The 16,038-nt window shown below is 61.2% G+C and carries 17 protein-coding genes; 10 read left to right on the top strand and 7 right to left on the bottom strand.

The window, feature by feature from the left end; all coding sequences use genetic code 11:
- Positions 1–25: 25 nt before the first annotated feature.
- From J2X44_RS05390 to J2X44_RS05380, 3 genes are all read right to left on the bottom strand, one after another.
- Positions 26–1,660, bottom strand: a complete 1,635-nt coding sequence (locus J2X44_RS05390) for a recombinase family protein (RefSeq protein ID WP_310088434.1) — start codon at positions 1,658–1,660, stop codon at positions 26–28.
- Positions 1,661–1,736: 76 nt separating this feature from the next.
- Positions 1,737–1,958: a hypothetical protein gene (locus J2X44_RS05385; protein ID WP_310088432.1), complete on the bottom strand. Its 222-nt coding sequence runs from the start codon at positions 1,956–1,958 to the stop codon at positions 1,737–1,739.
- The gene (locus J2X44_RS05380) at positions 1,930–2,169 is read right to left on the bottom strand and encodes an AlpA family transcriptional regulator (RefSeq protein WP_310088430.1); all 240 of its coding nucleotides are present in this window, start codon (positions 2,167–2,169) and stop codon (positions 1,930–1,932) included. The genes J2X44_RS05385 and J2X44_RS05380 overlap by 29 nt, the downstream gene beginning before the upstream one ends.
- A gap of 407 nt (positions 2,170–2,576) precedes the next feature.
- Here J2X44_RS05380 and J2X44_RS05375 point away from each other — a divergent pair, with 407 nt between their 5' ends.
- The 5 genes from J2X44_RS05375 (at position 2,577) to J2X44_RS05355 (ending at position 8,241) form a co-directional block, all read left to right on the top strand.
- Positions 2,577–4,079, top strand: a complete 1,503-nt coding sequence (locus J2X44_RS05375; protein WP_310088429.1) for a hypothetical protein — start codon at positions 2,577–2,579, stop codon at positions 4,077–4,079.
- Positions 4,060–4,395 carry a hypothetical protein gene (locus J2X44_RS05370; RefSeq protein WP_310088427.1) on the top strand — a complete coding sequence of 112 codons (336 nt, stop codon included), beginning with the start codon at positions 4,060–4,062 and terminating at the stop codon, positions 4,393–4,395. Before J2X44_RS05375 ends, J2X44_RS05370 begins: the two co-directional genes overlap by 20 nt.
- 8 nt (positions 4,396–4,403) lie before the next feature.
- Positions 4,404–4,982, top strand: coding sequence for a hypothetical protein (locus tag J2X44_RS05365; RefSeq protein WP_310088425.1), 579 nt, complete (start codon positions 4,404–4,406; stop codon positions 4,980–4,982).
- 458 nt (positions 4,983–5,440) lie between these two features.
- Positions 5,441–7,195 (top strand): ParB N-terminal domain-containing protein, encoded by a 1,755-nt coding sequence (locus tag J2X44_RS05360; RefSeq protein WP_310088424.1) that lies wholly within the window; start codon positions 5,441–5,443, stop codon positions 7,193–7,195.
- 125 nt (positions 7,196–7,320) lie between these two features.
- Complete coding sequence (locus J2X44_RS05355; protein ID WP_310089315.1) at positions 7,321–8,241, top strand: HEPN domain-containing protein; 921 nt, start codon at positions 7,321–7,323, stop codon at positions 8,239–8,241.
- 29 nt (positions 8,242–8,270) lie between these two features.
- Here J2X44_RS05355 and J2X44_RS05350 read toward each other — a convergent pair whose 3' ends face one another.
- Complete coding sequence (locus J2X44_RS05350) at positions 8,271–9,101, bottom strand: hypothetical protein (RefSeq protein WP_310088423.1); 831 nt, start codon at positions 9,099–9,101, stop codon at positions 8,271–8,273.
- 172 nt (positions 9,102–9,273) lie between these two features.
- Between J2X44_RS05350 and J2X44_RS05345 the strand changes: the two genes are divergently transcribed.
- The 3 genes from J2X44_RS05345 to J2X44_RS05335 are packed head-to-tail and all read left to right on the top strand — an operon-like array spanning position 9,274 to position 10,675.
- Complete coding sequence (locus J2X44_RS05345; RefSeq protein WP_310088421.1) at positions 9,274–9,918, top strand: hypothetical protein; 645 nt, start codon at positions 9,274–9,276, stop codon at positions 9,916–9,918.
- Entirely contained in the window at positions 9,915–10,424 is a 510-nt protein-coding gene (locus J2X44_RS05340) for a sigma-70 family RNA polymerase sigma factor (RefSeq protein WP_310088419.1), read from the top strand. Before J2X44_RS05345 ends, J2X44_RS05340 begins: the two co-directional genes overlap by 4 nt.
- Before the next feature lie 44 nt (positions 10,425–10,468).
- Positions 10,469–10,675 carry a sigma factor-like helix-turn-helix DNA-binding protein gene (locus tag J2X44_RS05335; protein WP_310088418.1) on the top strand — a complete coding sequence of 69 codons (207 nt, stop codon included), beginning with the start codon at positions 10,469–10,471 and terminating at the stop codon, positions 10,673–10,675.
- A gap of 91 nt (positions 10,676–10,766) precedes the next feature.
- Here J2X44_RS05335 and J2X44_RS05330 read toward each other — a convergent pair whose 3' ends face one another.
- The 3 genes from J2X44_RS05330 to J2X44_RS05320 are packed head-to-tail and all read right to left on the bottom strand — an operon-like array spanning position 10,767 to position 12,029.
- Positions 10,767–11,447: a hypothetical protein gene (locus tag J2X44_RS05330; protein ID WP_310088416.1), complete on the bottom strand. Its 681-nt coding sequence runs from the start codon at positions 11,445–11,447 to the stop codon at positions 10,767–10,769.
- Positions 11,447–11,788 (bottom strand): conjugal transfer protein TraD, encoded by a 342-nt coding sequence (locus tag J2X44_RS05325; RefSeq protein ID WP_405053340.1) that lies wholly within the window; start codon positions 11,786–11,788, stop codon positions 11,447–11,449. The genes J2X44_RS05330 and J2X44_RS05325 overlap by 1 nt, the downstream gene beginning before the upstream one ends.
- On the bottom strand, positions 11,724–12,029 hold the full coding sequence (locus J2X44_RS05320) for a conjugal transfer protein TraD (RefSeq protein ID WP_310088413.1): 306 nt from the start codon (positions 12,027–12,029) through the stop codon (positions 11,724–11,726). The genes J2X44_RS05325 and J2X44_RS05320 overlap by 65 nt, the downstream gene beginning before the upstream one ends.
- Positions 12,030–12,201: 172 nt before the next feature.
- Between J2X44_RS05320 and traA the strand changes: the two genes are divergently transcribed.
- The gene (traA, locus tag J2X44_RS05315) at positions 12,202–15,141 is read left to right on the top strand and encodes a Ti-type conjugative transfer relaxase TraA (RefSeq protein WP_310088411.1); all 2,940 of its coding nucleotides are present in this window, start codon (positions 12,202–12,204) and stop codon (positions 15,139–15,141) included.
- Positions 15,142–15,151: 10 nt separating this feature from the next.
- A complete protein-coding gene (locus tag J2X44_RS05310; RefSeq protein ID WP_310088409.1) occupies positions 15,152–15,853 on the top strand; it encodes a DUF6118 family protein in 702 nt (233 codons plus the stop codon).
- The last annotated feature ends 185 nt before the right edge of the window (positions 15,854–16,038 follow it).

Genomic DNA, 16,038 nt, shown 5'->3' with positions numbered 1-16,038 from the left:
CCCACTAGCCAAACCTACCAATTCATCATCCCGGCGAACCCGAGGCCACTGACGTTATAACTCTGTTGGCGTTGGGTTGCTGGTTGTCGTTCACAAAGTCAAGAATGCCCATCAAGGACCCGTGGAGGTTGGCATGAACCTCCCCACGCTTGGCGCCGGGATGTAGAACGATCTTGCCCACGAGCGAGCGAATCTCGCTGGAAGCATCAAGCTGAGTTTCCGGGTCTGCAAGCGTTTCGGCGAGCCGCGCGACCTTGGCCTTGTAGATTTCAGCAACGCCCGGATGAATGTCGGGAATATGCTGCGGCGTGTCGGCTAGCCGTGCGGCGATCTCTTGCTTTTCGCGTTCGAGTTCAGCCATGCGGGCTTTCATGCTGGGCTGGTAGAGACCATCCTCAATCGCCGCCATGATGCCCGCGAGCGCCCGGTCGACCTTTGCCAGCGCACGGACGTCGGCATCGGCCTGAACGCGACGCTCGCGGTTCTCGCCATTGATATGCGCCACATAGGCAGCCACCGCTGCGTCGATCTTGTCCGCCGACACAAGACGATCGGCGATACCGGCCAGCGCCCGGCGTTCCAACTCCGCACGCCGTATTGTGCGACCGTTCGTGCAGGAATGGCTGCGATAGCGACCTACACAGCCATAACGCTCTCCGACGACAACGGCATATGTCCCGCCGCAAACGCCGCATTCGAGCAAGCCGGACAGCAGATAGGCGGGCCGCCGCGCCTGATGCAGCGAACGGGCCTGTGCAGCTTGCTTGATGCCGACATATCGGTCGGCAACGATTTCCTGCTGACGCTTCACCGCAGACCATAGCTCGTCGCTGATGATGCGCAGTTCCGGCACCGCATTGCGGATCCACTCGGACTCAGGATTGAGGCGCATGACTTCCTTGCCAGTGCTGGGATCTTTCACGCTGTGCTTATGGTTCCAGACGCGGACCCCGACGTACATCTCATTGTTGAGGATGCCGGTTCCGCGACGGACGTCGCCACGAATGCTGGTGTCGCGCCACGCTTTTCCCGCAGGTCCGGCAACGCCGTCGGCATTGAGATCGCGCGCAATCGCAAGCGGGCTTTTTCCCGCGGCAAACTCGCGAAAGATGCGCTGGACGATCGGCGCCTGCGCCGGGTCGATCTCGCGCTCGCCGCGTACCAATTCACCTTCGCTGCTCAGTCGTCGGACCATCCGGTAGCCATAGCCCACAGAGCCCGCCGAAAAGCCCTTCTCGACCCGCCCGCGCAGACCGCGATGAGTCTTCTTGGCGAGATCTTTGAGGAACAGCGCGTTCATCGTCCCCTTGAGCCCGACATGCAGCTCGGAGATTTCGCCCTCGGCGAGCGTGACGAGCGGGACGCGCGCAAACTGGAGATGCTTGAACAGCGTCGCGACATCGGCCTGATCGCGTGACACGCGATCGAGCGCTTCCGCAATTACGATATCGAACTTGCCCGCCTGTGCGTCGGCAATCATCCGTTGGACCCCAGGCCGCAGGATCAGGCTGGCGCCGGTGATTGCCGCGTCCTGATAGGTCGCGGCAACCTCCCAGCCCTCGCGCGCCGCGCGCTCGCGGCAGAGGGTGAGCTGATCGCCGATGGACGCGGCATTCTGCTGGTCGGAGGAATAGCGGGCGTACAGCGCAGCGCGGATCATTACATCTTCCTTCGCAATGGCGGGACAAACGTCCGCCCAGCCGGTTTAGACAGTGTCGCGCGCGATGACCTTAGGGTCAACGCTCGGGCGGCCACGCATTTTTTTCCAACGGGTCGTTGTCGTTCGCCGCATTGCGCGTTCGGATATGTTCGCGGGCGATGTGCCGCCCAATGGCCCGTGCGATGCGGGTCAGCGCTGTGTCGACCTGCGCCGCGCGCAAGATACGCTCGTTGTCATTTGCCGCGATGCAGCCCGGTTCGGGCCGCGCGTCACCCTCGTGCATGGCCGCGTCCGCCATTTGCGTCGCCGTTGTCATTATCGGCGCGGTAGGCGGGCGGATCGGCGATCCAGCGATTGATAGCGGACTCGTGCCAGCCCGCACCGTGCATGCTGATCTTGACCTGTGACGGAAAAGTGCCTTCGGCAATCTTGCGATAGATAGTCGACCGGGACAATCCAGTGCGGGCAAGGACGGTGCGTAGGCGGATGATCTTTTCGGAACTCTGCATGGCGTATATCCCATCGTCTGGCAGTGGCTGGGCTCCCCTGGGTGCAGAATTGTTGATCGAGATGCGGAGCGCAACTGTCTCCTCGAGGCGTCGTCGTAGCTGCTGAGGGCGTTGTCGTGCGTTGGCATCTCTTGTCGTTCACTGTCGTATTGTGACGTAGCGAATTTTTTTCTCATACCGTCCCAAAACACATACCGATGCCATGCTTGGCACCAGTGAAGGGTGGCATTTTCCCAATCTTCCCGACCGACTCGAATCCCAGGGGCGTCATCGCTGAAAGCGAAGAGAGCGTAACAAACGCCAAAATGGATCATTTCGCTCAGGGCGGCAGTTGATGAAAGCCGTTGCGCGCTCGTCTGAGCCGACTAGGTTGCGGATCACTATTTTCGGGGGGCGGACTAAATATAATGCGATTGCCATTTGGGCCGCGCGATCCCGGTATGCGCGCCCGACTTCAAACTATTGACGAGCAGGACCGGTACGAATTTATCGTCCGGCAACACCTCGCAGCCCTTCGCCGCCGTCTCCGTCGGCGAAACGGACGGCGCTCGGCGAATCCTTCGCAGCGGCGCGCAGCCGATCGCCACGCGCGCGACCAGAGTCGTAAGCTCAAGAAGCAGCTGCTCGCCAACCGGCGTCCGATGAACAAGGCGGCGCTGCTCGTTAAGCATCGGCACTCGCGGCTCCTCGATGGCCTTGATCCGAAACGCGAGACGCGCTGGAAGAATTTTGGAGCCCGCAAGCTGCGCAAGAAGCCATTCCACATGGCATTTAAATCATTCAACTTTCTGGAGGACCCGGTCGGCACAATGGAGCAGATCGCAAAGCTGTCAGAAGCGGAATGCAATGAGATAGAAATCCGGCTCGATTTCGACGATGATTATTGCCTCGACGCTGGCGCGTTTCTTGTCCTCGCCGATTTTTGGAACCAGTTGAGTCCCGTCATTCGCAGCGGGCGGATGTCGGCACCCATCCTAAAGGTAGTAAGCGCGACTGGAATCGACGAGGATATTCGTATTCAGCTCGAAGGTGTGCGCAATCACAACGATGTTTGGGCCTATCCGATCCAGCGCCGCCGTCCCAAATTTTCGACGAGAGATGAAGGCGCACAACTCAATTGGCAGGAGCGTGAAAGCATCGCCGATCAGCTTGTCGGCAGCTTCGACGAATGGGTCGGGGTGCCAACGGGCGACCCGGAACTCGATCATGACGAAGACAGCTCAGGGTGGGAACTTTCCGATATCGGCAAGCAGAATATCTCCGCCATGGTTGGCGAGGTGCTTTGCAATGCCGAGCGCCACAGTCAGCCGGGTTCGGACGATGGTGACTGGTCAGTCATGGGGTTCATGGCCCGACGCGATGGCCCGGATGACAAGAAAACCCATCAGTGTTTCCTCGCCTTTTTAAGTGTTGGCCAGTCGATGGCGGAATCGCTGATGCACGCCGACCCGAAAGTCAGGGCGTTCGTTGACAAATATGTCGCGGGGCATTGGGGGTCAGGAATCAGCAAAGCAACATTGGCGACAGTCGCAGCGTTACAGGACCGAGTCACCGGCGATCCCGATGCCTATGCGGACGGTCGTGGCGGTACAGGACTCCAAGATGTAATCGATTTTGCTTATGATTTGGCGGGCGGTGGCACCAATATGGCTAAGGCGAGAGTCACGATTGTGTCAGGCAAATCTTGCATTAGGCTCAAACCACCCATACTTAAGGGGCGTCGCGACGACTCAACCAAGCCGAGATATCAGTGGTGCAACGCGGCCAACGATCCAGCCATACCCCCGGATAGGGATATCGTTTTCGATATGCCCCGGTATTTTGCGGGTACGCTGGTCACGGTCGCCTTCACTCTCGACCTCTCACTTGAACGCGACGAAGCGGAAGGCAATGATGATGCAGACGATTGATCTCGATCGACTGACCGGCAATGGGAAAGTCCATAATCTAAGCGGTCATGTCCGCGGATTGGCCGCCCGAACTGAATTTGGCCTTGATGACCTCGATACTGCGAGCGCGCAGGTGCGGGTAATCGTTCCCGATCATGTTTACAGCCTCAGCCCCTCCTTTGTGCAAGGCTTGTTCAGTGCAAGCGTCAAGGCGCTAGGAAATAATCCTGCGACCTTTTTCTCGCACTATGAGATTGTGGCGTCGGAGCTCGTCCGTCGACAGATCGATCGCGCGATGCTGAACATCACACTCGACCGTGACTTCACAGCGAACTGAGCCGGTTCTTGGTTGAGGCAGCTCCGATTGCATGGGGGCAGATCATTGGCTGGTCACTTACCGGAATCGGCATTGCCGCCAGTCTCGTTTGGAATCTGCTCAACCGTCGGCATACCAACAAAGTCGCGGTCGATGTTCGGGTCGCAAATTTTCGCGGCGATCAATGGGCCGGCTCACGGGGCAAAATCGAGGGGGCGTTAGAAAATCTTGCTCAGGCGATCGAAGCTATCGTCGTGGCACTGCCAGACCGAACCGATCCGACGTTCGACGCCAAATTCCAGTTTCACAATCTCACTCTTATGATCAAACACGAGGCTTTCTTTGAAGCCCTCTCTGATGCTGCCGGTAATTCTGAATATGTGACCAACCGAAATTGGACCGATCTCGCGCTTGGTACAAAGACGGGCAACGAATCATCCTGGGATAAAATACAAACAGCGCTCGAGGCTGTTGGAACGGCCGCAACCAATCCCGAAACCCGCGAAGCCTTGGCCCCTGTTCGGGCCTGGTTTCAGGATATCCGCCGCGGCGTCGTCGTGGCGATCCGCTCAGAAAATATGCTGCACGACCCGACTCCTAAAATTTAGGCTCGACGTCTCACGCGTGGATGCTGCCAGCCTTCGGGAGCAACTGGCGGCGGGGATATCATGCAAGTAAACACCCGAAATTCAACCGCGCCTATTCACCAATAAGCTTGGCGTCCCGCCTACGGCGGCCCCGCTCTATTCCGCTGCGCTTCACCGAGCCGCCGCTTTGCGCCGTCTCGTCGCCTTTGCCGTAACGATCGCTGACGCGGGGCGGGAGCCTGGCTCCGTCCCGAAGGTCATCGCGCGTTCGCGCGCTGGCGTTGGCCTCCGGCCGTGCGAGGTGGTCGTCGCTCTCCTCTGAGGCCCGCCCGGCAGGGCGCAACCCCTGCGGGGTCCTCCATTGCATTTCGGCCTGCGGTGCGCCCTGCCTTCATGGCGGACCTCTCCGGTCGCTCTCGCCGCCCACCCCGCTCAGCCGGGGCTGCGGTGTTTTGGAAAGAGCAAAGGAGAAAGTCATCATGGAACTCAAGCATATCGACATCGCCAACCTCTCGGTTTCGTCCGCCAATATGCGCGGGATCACCAAGAAGCCGGACCTCACCAACATCCTGCCGTCCGTTCGGGCGCGCGGTATCCTTGTCCCGCTGATCGTCCGATCGGCAGCACTGGATGGATGCTACGAGATCGTTGCGGGCAAACGGCGCTATCATGCGGCGCTGACGGTCGCCGAAGAACAGGACGGCATCGACCCGCTGCCCTGTGCGGTCATGGTAGCAGGCGATGACGCAGCGGCGCTCGAAGCCTCGCTGATCGAGAATATCGCCCGTCTGGACCCTGACGAGGTGAACCGCTGCGAAGCGTTCACCCGACTTGTCCGCGAGGGCCGGAGCGTCGAGGCGGTCGGTCTGACCTTTGGGCTGACCAGCTTGCAGGTGAAGCGGACGCTGGCCATTGGCAACCTGCTGCCCCGCATCCGTAATCTCTACCGTGTTGAGAAGATCGATGTCGTCACTATGCGCCATCTGACGCTTGCATCGAAAGCGCAGCAGCGCGACTGGCTGGCGCTGGTCGATTGTCCCGAGAAGCACGCCCCGACCGGCGCGCAGTTGAAAGCGTGGTTGTTCGGCGGCAGCGCGATTGCAACCAAGGCGGCACTGTTCGACCTTGCCGGTTACGAGGATGCGATCATTTCCGACCTGTTCGGCGAGGACAGCTATTTTGCCAACGCCGATACCTTCTGGACGGCGCAGACCGCGGCGATCGAGGAACGGTCGGATGCCTATCGCGAGGCTGGCTGGTGCGACGTCGTCGTCATGGAGCGCGGCGCCTATTTCAATTCTTGGGAGCATGACCGTTGCCCCAAGAAGAAGGGTGGCAAGGTTTTCGTGTCGATCAGCCATCGCGGCGAGGTCGCCTTCCACGAGGGCTATATCACGATGAAGGAAGCGCGGCAGCGCGCCAAGGGTGAGCCGGGTGCTGAGACGCCGAAGCCGGTCCGTCCCGAGGTCAGTGCTGCGCTCGGCAACTATATTGATTTGCACCGTCATGCCGCCGTGCGGGCGTCATTGTTGACCAAGCCACAGGTCGCACTGCGCTTGATGGTCGCCCACGCCATCTTCGGGTCGCCACTGTGGCGGGTCGATGTCGAACGGCAGCGCGCCGCGAGCGATGCCATCGCCGAAAGCGTCGAGGTGTCGGCGAGTGAGGCGGCGTTCGATGCGAAGCGTCGGCAGGTGCTTGCCACGCTTGGCTTCGATCCCGAGACGCCCACCGTGGTTGGCGGCTATGACGGCGATCATGGTATCGCGGGCCTGTTCGTCCGCTTGGCGGCGCTGTCCGATGAAGCGGTGATGGGCATCCTGCCCATCGTCATGGGCGAGACGCTGGCCGTCGGTAGCGCTGAGGTCGATATCCTGGGCCAGCTGCTTGGCACCGACATGCGGACATATTGGCAGGACGATGCGGTGTTGCCCGATCTGATCCGCGACAAGCAGTTGCTCGCCGCCATCGTCGGTGAGGTCGCAGGTGCCGAGGTTGCAGACGCCAATGCCGATGCCACGGCCAAGGTGCAGCGCGGGATCCTCGTTGATTGTCTCACCGGCAGCAATGGCCGCGAGAAGGTCGAGGGCTGGCTTCCGAAGTGGTTCGCGTTCCCGCCGTCCGGCTACACGGAGCGCGGCGGCATCGGGTGCGTCGAGCGGTCCGAGCGCATCGCCCCGCTGTGCGTCCCGGCGGAGGTCGAGGAAGAACCAGAGTTACGCCAAGCGGCGTGATCGACTTCTGGAATAATCTTTGGGGGAGCGGCTTCGCCTGCTCCCCCAAATTTTTGGCCCGGCGCAAAGCGCCGGGCAATCTGTCCTTGCCAAAGCGGGCGAACTTCCCGAAGATTCTCGGACACATGCGCACCGACACCGATCATCTTCCTGCCGCGAAGCAGCGCGAGCTTGAGCGCATCGTGGAGATATTGTTCGACGAGTTCGGGCAGGCGACCGAAAATGCGACCGGGCGCCGCAAGGGCGCCCGCATCCTCAAGATCATCCTGTTCGGCAGCCATGCCCGCGGCGATTGGGTCGATGCGCCGCTGTCGGCGAACCAGTATAAATCAGACTACGACATCCTCGTCATCGTCAGCCAGAAGGAGCTGACCGACCGCGCCGCTTATTGGGCGAAGGCCGAGGAACGGCTGATCCGCGCTTACACGATTGAGAAGACGCTTCGCACCCCGGTTAATTTCATCGTCCATTCGTTGCACGAAGTGAACGATGGGCTGGCGCATGGCCGAGTGTTCTTCATGGAGGTCGCGAAGGATGGGATCGCGATATACGATGCCGATGGCCGGGAATTAGCGACGCCAAAGCCGAAAACTCCCGCGCAGGCACTTGCAACAGCGCGAGAATACTTTGAGGATTACTACCCGGGCGCGGTCGTTTGGCTAAATACGTCGCGGGATCTGGCCAAGCAGAAGCGCCCAAAAGAAGCCGCTTTCCTGCTACATCAGGCTACCGAGCGTCTATATGCCGGTGCCTTGCTCACATTGACCTACTACACGCCCTACAACCACAACATTGCCTTTCTGCGTTCGCTCGCCGAAGGGCTCGACCGGCGACTTCACGACGTTTGGCCGGACGCCAATCGCGTCGAGCGCGCGATGTTTCAGAAGTTGAAGGAAGCCTACACCAAAGCCCGCTACTCAAAGCATTACAAGATCAGCGAGGAAGAGCTGAATTGGCTCGGCGCACGCGTCGAGGAGCTGGGTCGCGTTGTCCATCAGATCTGCACCGACAAGATCAACGCACTCCAAAAGGCGGATCGCGAATAGGTTAGAAGACAAAATCGAGAGGTAAGCGGTTACTTAGCAGTGGCAGAATGTTCCCAGTCCTCCCAGTTCCACGGCAGCATCGTCTGAAAGAATGTCTTTTGATACAGGTCCGGCTCCGTCAAAGCACCCGTGTACCCAAGCGCCTTCGCGCGCTGCTGCCTTTCGACCAATTCGAACCTTACTAGCCGGGGATCAAACGTCACTTCCTCAATGAAGTCGTTTGGATTGATGTTCACCGTCATGGCTTTGTCGATCTCGCGTTTGTCATCACAGACCCAAATTAGCCTCACTTCATCTTCATGGGAGAAAGCTTTCCGCTTCAGCAGAAGTGACTGCGCACGATTCTCGCCACGACCTATGTTGACTGGCCCTTGGTTAGCTAAGTTGTTGACCACTTTTTGACACGCATCTTCCTCCTCCAGATACTCGACGCGGCCTAGATAGAATTTTCCCCATGCTACTCGTCCGGCCCAATCCGACAATGCCCTATTCAACTTACGAGGTGTAGTGCGGACCATGACCCCTTCATTGCGTGGTTCGGAATTGCGGCCATGGAGCGGGTCGATCGTTACCCGCGAATATGCGCGCAAAAGAGAGTCAGACTTGCCTTCGAAAGACCAGCATTGGCAGCGCGCTGGATGCAGATAGCCGTTCAATTCTTTCTGCTTATGATCGGGTCGCTGCATCATGATGCTGGCTGGGATGTCCTCGCGCGGATCCTCCCATAAATTCGGCGAGACCAGAACGAGCCGCTTTACGCGCAGCATGTCTTCAAAGTGCCAGAGAGGGAAAATACGATAAAGGGGGCGGTCCAGATCACCGTCCAATCGAATAGGCACAGCAGGCCCAAAATCGTCCATGTTCGAAATGATCCGATACTAGTGGATTTGGCCAAACCCAATCTCAACAACGGTCGAGAACTATCCCCTGAAGGTTACCAAAAATAGACCAATTCGGTATCACGGCCTTCGATCCTATTGCCCACCTTGTCCGGAGTCCCTGATTCTGGCATAATCCTACTTGCGGGATGGAGTGACTGGCGGTCATCCCGAGGATAACCCTGCCAGGCATCATGTAGGTTCGGCCGTCACGGTCGGGCAGTTGCTGAACGCCGTACCAGCGGCACAGCGGACACCGCTTGCACATCCGCGTGACAACGCGCGGACCGCCGCTGTGCGAGATAACATGACCACCCCAACGAACGACGTTTACGTGCGCGAAGTCGTGATGGCGCGCGTCGGCCATTTGATCCGCCGCAAGCAGCGCGAGATCGAACGGATCACGCGCATCCTGCGCGCCTTCTTCGATCCAAATCAGGTGCAAGCACCCGAGCCCGGTCAGATCAAACGCATCATCCTTATCGGCCCCTACGCGCGGCGAAGTTGGTACGAAGACAACCGGACGCTCACGTTTTCAGATTACGAGTTCTGGATCGTCGTCAGCCATCCGCTGTTCACCGATGAGCGCTGCTGGCAACGCGCCCGCGATGTCATCGGCCGCGAACTGGGCGACCGCTGCGCGGTCGATCTCGAAATCTACGCCAAGTCCGACATCCGGATGGCGAAGGCCGAGCGCGACACGTTCATCCTCGACCGGATCGAAGCGGGCATCACTCTCTACCGCGCATCGCGTGATGCGCCGCTTGGCGCGCGCGACGGCGGGAAGGCGCGGCAATGACGCTCCAACCTGCTATGGCGGCGTTCCAAGCCACGCTTCCCGCCGAACACGCCCGATTGCTCCGCTACTTCAACCGGCGAGTTGGCCGCGAAGCAGCCCCCGATCTGGTGCAGGAAGTGTTCGCACGCATGTTCTGCAGCGGGACGTTAGACCGGATCGACAATCCGCCAGCCTATCTGACCCGGATCGCGCGCAATTTGTTGATAGACCGCGCACGCCAAAAGAGACGCAACTGCACCATCTTCTTTCCGCTCGACGAAAATCGCGACCCGGCTTCGCGCGCCGAGCAAACATGGCGGATCGAGGCGATTGACCTGCTGCGTTTCTACCGGCAGGCAGTCCGCGTCATGCCGCCCAAGACGCGACGCGTGTTCGTGATGCATCGGCTTCGCCATCTGACCTACAAGCAGATTGCACAGCAGCTCGGCATCAGCGTGGCGACGGTGGAATATCACATGATGCGCGCGCTGACGCTCTGCCGTGCGGCGGTCGCGGAGCAATGGTAATGCGTTTGCGCATTTGGCGACGGCGCGAACCGCGGCGTCGCGCATTGGCGGCACCCGACGATGCGCGAATTGCTCGGGCGGAAGCCGCCATCGCCGGGCTGCCGGAACTCACCCGCGGGGTGTTCTTCATGCACCGCTTCGAAGATTTGAGCTACGAGCGCATCGCACGGCGCCTCAACATCGACGTCAAGGAGGTCGAGGGCCATATCGTTGCAACGCTGATCGCACTGCGCCGCGCGTTGAAAGACTAGCGGCTCGACTACGCCATCGTGCTACCGCCGCGCTGATCAGTGAACCAGCCATGATCTCAAACAGCTCGAAAGGTTTCGGCGTTGGCGAGCGCTAGCTCTCCTTGGTTCCGCTTCCGTCGCCAGCCTTCACGCTTGCGCGTTGCTCGTCCCAACGGAGTCGCTCGGCCTCGCGGTCATCGGCATGACAGGTTTCGACGCGAAGGCGGCGAGACCCAATGACGCTACGCAACGCGTCTGTCATTTCTTTCAGCCGCCGCGCCACATCGTCGATCGAGTAAATCTGGAAGTGCGAATGTCCGTCGATGCTCTCGACGCGCAACTTGTCACTGAAGGAGAAGGCGCGCCCATCGAGGCTTTGAAAGGCGATCGCGATCTGGAACTCGGCAGGAACGTCATCCTGAAAAAGATCTGGCCCCATACCCAAGTCAAACTTCAGAACCTCGCGCGGACGCAGGAATTTGAGATCACGAAGTATCTTCGAGTTGTCGAGACCGAACGGGTTTGGCCAATCGGTGAGCTTACTAATCGATGCGGTCACGCCCATCGCGGCAGCGCCAGACAAATTGGCGACGTGCAGCTGCACGATATTCGAATGAACTTCATTCACGCGCAGATATGCCACGACGCGTGGCTCGCTTGCCATGAGACGCGACTGCCGCGCCTCGCGCAGAAGATCGAACGTCGTCCACGCATAGAAACCGGTGACGAGCAACAGCGCCAAGGTAAAGATGGCGGTCACCCCGCCAGCGTTGTGGTTCAGATATTCAAGCATCAAATGTCCCATATCTTGGAGCCCGCTTCGGTAATAGCGGCCAAGTCGAAAGCTCGCTTCCCTTTTCTGATCCAGAGGGCGGATGCATGGGCGCCGTCATCGCTGCGCAGCTTGTCGGCCATCCACAGGAAGGCGCCATAGAGCATCGCGCGATCATCGTCCGCGAGGTCGACCAGTCCCGCCTTCACGACGAGGCCGCCAAGTTCAATGAGCTGGCGCGTGCGTTCGCGCCGCTTTACTTGCCAATCGCGCGTGCCGGTTCGCGCCTGCACCAGTTCAAGCCGACGCCGCATGGCTATCAAGCGCCGTGTCATTCGCTGCGCTGCGATCAGTTCCCGCAACAGCTTTCCGCGCGCCGCGCTGAAAGAAGCCCGCGCCCGCCTTGCGCCAGCCCTCCTTCACGTCGGCGTCTTTCATCGCGACCGCGCCGAGCAATGCGCCGGTTAGCATCTCGGCATCGAGCGCGTCGGCTCCGGTGGCAATGACGAGTTCGCCGAGTTGGCGAACGCGGCGTTCCTTGAGGGTCTTCGCCTTGGCTTCGAGCGCCTTCAGTTCCGTATCGATATCGCGTGGTTTGCGCATGTCGCATCTCCATGATGGGGTGATGCGCCCATCATAGGGATGCGCCTTCCGATGCGCAGCAAGGTCGTCGGGACAGTCTGGCACAGCCTAGTCCCTCCGCGGATTTTTCCGTGTGAGGGCGCGCTTATACGTCGTGCCGACGTGGCTTTTGAAGTGTAGATGGATTGCCGCAATGGCAATCTTCCATCTCTCGGTCAAAGTCATCAGCCGCGCCGCCGGGCGCAGCGCCGTCGCGGCAGCCGCCTATCGTTCGGCCGAGCGGCTGCACGATGAGCGGCTCGACCGTCCGCATGATTTCACCAACAAGTCGGGCGTCGTGCACAGCGAAATGCTGCTGCCCGAGAATGCACCCGAGGAATGGCGCGACCGCGAACGCCTGTGGAATGACGTCGAGGCATTCGAGAAGCGCAAGGACGCGCAGCTATCGCGCGAGCTCGAGTTCGCGATCCCGCGCGAGATGAACCAGGCGCAGGGTGTCGAACTCGCGCGCGATTTTGTGCAGCGCGAGTTCGTCGATCACGGCATGGTCGCCGACCTTAATGTCCATTGGGACATCGGCGCCGACGGGCTCGCCAAACCTCACGCCCATGTCATGCTGACGATGCGCGAGATCGTCGTTGGCGAGGACGGCGAAGCGAGCTTCGGTCAGAAGGTCCGCGACTGGAATCGGACCGAACTGGTCGAGCGATGGCGCGAGCGCTGGGCCGATCATGTCAATGAGCGCCTTGCCGACCTCGACATCGACGCGCGCATCGATCACCGCAGCTTGGCAGCGCAGGGCATCGAGCTTGAACCGCAGGACAAGATCGGCCCCGCGGCATCGCGCATGGGGGACCGCGGGCTTGAGGCCGAGCGGCTTGCCGACCATCGCGAGATCGCCCAGCGCAATGGCGAGCGGATCATCGCTAACCCGCGCCTGGCATTGGACGCGATCACGCACAGCCAAGCGACCTTCACCAATCGCGACCTCGCCATGTTCGCGCACCGCCACAGCGACGGGCGCGAACAGTTCGATGCAGTCATCGGCGCCGTGCGCGCATCGCCCGACTTCGTCGCGCTCGGTCAGGACGGACGCGGCGAGGATCGGTTCACCTCGCGCGACATGATCGAGGCCGAGCAGCGGCTCCACCGCGCCGCCGAAGCCATGGCGCAGCGCGACCGACATCGCGTCTCGGACGCTGCCCGAGACGCTGCGCTGGCGCGGGCATCGGAACGCGGTCTGCACTTGTCGGGCGAGCAGCGCGCCGCGTTCGACCATGTGACCGATCGCGGCGATCTCGGGATCGTCGTCGGCTATGCCGGGACCGGCAAGAGCGCGATTTTCGGCGCCGCGCGCGAAGCATGGGCAAGCGCTGGGTTGAATGTACGCGGCGCCGCACTGTCGGGCATCGCCGCCGAGGGGCTTGAAAACGGCTCGGGCATCGCCTCGCGGACCATCGCCAGCCTCGAACATGGCTGGGCGAAGGGCCGCGATCTGCTCACGGCCCGGGATGTGCTCGTGATCGACGAAGCGGGCATGGTCGGAACGCGGCAGTTGGAGCGCGTGCTATCGCACGCCGCCGACATCGGCGCGAAAGTTGTGCTGGTCGGCGATCCGCAGCAGCTGCAATCGATCGAAGCGGGCGCCGCGTTCCGCGCGATCCACGAACGACACGGCGGTGTCGAAATCACCGAGGTGCGGCGCCAGCGGGCGGACTGGCAGCGCGAGGCGATCCGCGAGCTTGCCACGGGGCGCACCGGCGAAGCGATCCGCGCTTATGACGACGCCGGCATGGTACACCCCGCGGCGACGCGCGAGGCTGCGCGCGCCGAACTGGTCGATCGCTGGGATCGCGATCGGCAGGCGCGACCCGGCGATACGCGGATCATCCTCACCCACACCAACGATGAAGTATGCGCGCTCAACAATGCAGCGCGGGACCGGATGCGCGCGGCGGGCGAACTCGGCAGTGATGTCGCGGTCAAGGTCGAGCGCGGTGACCGCATGTTCGCGTCTGGTGACCGCGTCATGTTCCTGCGCAACGAGCGCAGCTTGGAGGTGAAGAATGGCACGCTTGGGGTCGTCGAACAGGTCGATGCACGCAGCATGACCGTTCGCACCGGCGAAGGTCGTTCGGTGGCGTTCGACCTCAAGGAGTATGCCCATGTCGATCATGGCTATGCGGCGACGATCCACAAGGCGCAGGGCATGACGGTGGATCGCGCCCATGTGCTTGCCACTCCCGGCATGGACAGCCACTCGGCCTATGTCGCGCTGTCGCGGCATCGCGGCGCCGTCGATGTTCATTATGGCCGCGACGACTTCAAGGATCAGGGCAAGTTGATCGGCACGCTGTCGCGCGAGCGCGCCAAGGACATGGCGCAGGATTATGCCAAGACCGATCCGGCGCGCTCCTATGCCGAGCAGCGCGGCATCAGCTTCCGCGAGCGCGTGGCCGAGAACCTGTCCCGAGCGGGTCGAGGGATTGCCAAGCACGTCCCCGAGAAGGCGCGGAGCATCTTTGCCGGGTTCAAGCCGACCGTGAAACGGGCGAGCATCGAACCGCGCGATACATCGCGAACAGCCGATACGCGGCGCGCGGTCGAACGCTATGCCCGCGCGCAAGCCGACATCGACCGCATGAACGCAAAAGACTTGCCGGTGCTGCGGCACCAGCGCGATGCGCTTGCGCGTGCGGGCGATGCGCTTGGCGCGATCGGTCCGCATGCCCGGGGCGATCTGGCGGCGGCGTTCGAGCGCCAACCAGAGCTTGTGGCGCACGCAGCCCAGGGCAATAGTCAGGCCGCGATCCGCGCGATGCAACTCGAATCAGAAATCCGCATCGATCCCGCCAAGCGGGCCGATCGCTTCGTCGACGATTGGCAGAAACTTCAGCAGCAGCGCAGCCGGTCGCTGTCGCGCGGCGACCAGCGAGCCGCGAGCCGATTCGCTGGCGAGATGGGCGCGATGGCCAAGAGTCTCGAACGCGATGCCCAGGTGGAATCGATCCTACGCGGCCGCAAGGCGGCGCTCGGCATCGACGCACACTCAAGTCGATCGGTCGGGCAAGACCTAGCGGCGATCGCCGACCTCGGTCGGGGGCGGTCGCGCGGCATTGGGATCGGCATGTAGGAGAATGAAATTGGACGACGACCAACTGGAATCCGAAGACCCCGCCGCTGCGGCATTCGCGCGGCTAGAAGGCGAAGTGGCACTGATGCGCCGGGCAACCGAAAAACTCGCCGCGGAGAAGGCGGAAATCCGCATTCCCGATTACAGCCTCACGCTTGGCGAACTATCGAAACACCTCGGTGCGGCGGAGCGAACGCTGAGAGCCATCGCTGCCAAGCCTGCGATGGAGCTGACCCCCGAGGATGTGGCCCAACGCATCGCCCGCGCCGTCCGGCAGGCGCGCGAGTCTGCCGAAGGCGAGATGCAGCGGGCGCAGGTGCGGTTCGACAATGCCGCATATGAACTTCGCGGTACGATTTCGACGTTGCGTGCGGCGCATGAGCAGCGCCTTCATCTCATCTGGGCAGCAGGCGGCGGCATTCTCGCCGGGTGCTTGCTCTGGTCGATCCTGCCGGGCGCTTTCGCCAGGGCGCTGCCCGAGCGCTGGCAGCTGCCCGAGAAAATGGCGGCGCATATCGTCGGCGCACCGACGATATGGGAGGGTGGCGTCAGGCTCATGCAGGTTGGTAGTCCGGAAGCTTACCGGGCAATTTCCGCCGCGGCGGTGATGCGCCACGACAATAAGGAAAAGATCGCAAAATGTGAGTTGGCCGCCGCGAAGGAAAAGCGTCCGGTACGCTGCACGATCAAAATCGAACCTACTGGCACATGACCAAGCAGTCAGTGTTCGAGCCGATTGCTGCCAATATGGTTCAAATAGTTCCGCATATCCCCGGGAGCCGGATTGACGCATGTCCGGGTGACCGATAGCCTTGATCTAAATAGAAAATTCTCGGGTCTCGATTCTGTTTTTCTCCTGCAGCGAAGGTGCGCATATGAGAGTTGGTCGAGCATGTC

The organism is Sphingopyxis sp. BE259 (genome assembly GCF_031457495.1).
GTDB lineage: Bacteria > Pseudomonadota > Alphaproteobacteria > Sphingomonadales > Sphingomonadaceae > Sphingopyxis.
Note: the sequence above shows the minus strand (reverse complement) of the source record. Positions and strands in the feature narration are given on the sequence as shown.

Coding starts and splice junctions, on each gene's coding strand:
- J2X44_RS05390 (WP_310088434.1), bottom strand. CDS start 1,660: ATGATCCGCGCTGCGCTGTACGCCCGCTATTCCTCCGACCAGCAGAAT.
- J2X44_RS05385 (WP_310088432.1), bottom strand. CDS start 1,958: ATGGCGGACGCGGCCATGCACGAGGGTGACGCGCGGCCCGAACCGGGC.
- J2X44_RS05380 (WP_310088430.1), bottom strand. CDS start 2,169: ATGCAGAGTTCCGAAAAGATCATCCGCCTACGCACCGTCCTTGCCCGC.
- J2X44_RS05375 (WP_310088429.1), top strand. CDS start 2,577: ATGCGATTGCCATTTGGGCCGCGCGATCCCGGTATGCGCGCCCGACTT.
- J2X44_RS05370 (WP_310088427.1), top strand. CDS start 4,060: ATGATGATGCAGACGATTGATCTCGATCGACTGACCGGCAATGGGAAA.
- J2X44_RS05360 (WP_310088424.1), top strand. CDS start 5,441: ATGGAACTCAAGCATATCGACATCGCCAACCTCTCGGTTTCGTCCGCC.
- J2X44_RS05355 (WP_310089315.1), top strand. CDS start 7,321: ATGCGCACCGACACCGATCATCTTCCTGCCGCGAAGCAGCGCGAGCTT.
- J2X44_RS05350 (WP_310088423.1), bottom strand. CDS start 9,101: ATGGACGATTTTGGGCCTGCTGTGCCTATTCGATTGGACGGTGATCTG.
- J2X44_RS05340 (WP_310088419.1), top strand. CDS start 9,915: ATGACGCTCCAACCTGCTATGGCGGCGTTCCAAGCCACGCTTCCCGCC.
- J2X44_RS05330 (WP_310088416.1), bottom strand. CDS start 11,447: ATGCTTGAATATCTGAACCACAACGCTGGCGGGGTGACCGCCATCTTT.
- J2X44_RS05320 (WP_310088413.1), bottom strand. CDS start 12,029: ATGCGCAAACCACGCGATATCGATACGGAACTGAAGGCGCTCGAAGCC.
- traA (WP_310088411.1), top strand. CDS start 12,202: ATGGCAATCTTCCATCTCTCGGTCAAAGTCATCAGCCGCGCCGCCGGG.